A 497-nucleotide genomic window follows, 5' to 3' on the forward strand; every position below is an offset into this window, starting at 1 on the left:
ACGCAGCGCCTCCCCGGCCGCTGACACCACACCAACCAACCACCCACCCGAGTTGCAGAAGCAGTGATGAATGGAGCAGCAATGAACGAGACCACCCGCACCTACGATGTGATTGTCATCGGCGCAGGGCCGGTCGGTGAGAACGTGGCCGAACGTGCCCGCGCCGCGGGTCTGAGTACCGTGATCGTGGAGCGTGAACTGATCGGCGGGGAGTGCTCGTTCTGGGCCTGTGACCCCAGCAAGGCGTTGCTGCGCCCGGTGGTGGCRCGTGCCGACGCRCGCCGCATACCCGGACTCAACCCGGCGGTGGCCGGGCCGCTGGACGTCGAGGCGGTTCTCGCGCACCGCGACAAGATGTCCTCGTACTGGAAGGACGAGGACCAGGTCGACTGGCTGGACTCGGGCAACGTCGATCTCATCCGCGGCCACGGCCGCCTCACCGGCCCCAAGCAGGTGGCGGTGCAGACTCCCGACGGTGAGACCGTCGCCCTGACCGC

1 protein-coding gene is annotated in these 497 nt (G+C 68.1%); it reads left to right on the forward strand.

Annotated features, from left to right (window positions below):
* Window positions 1–81 precede the first annotated feature (81 nt).
* The coding region (locus AC1DUE_RS20205) for an FAD-dependent oxidoreductase (RefSeq protein WP_477041195.1) at window positions 82–497 on the forward strand (416 nt) is incomplete at its 3' end.

The organism is Cellulomonas sp. P4_A2, from assembly GCF_056402515.1.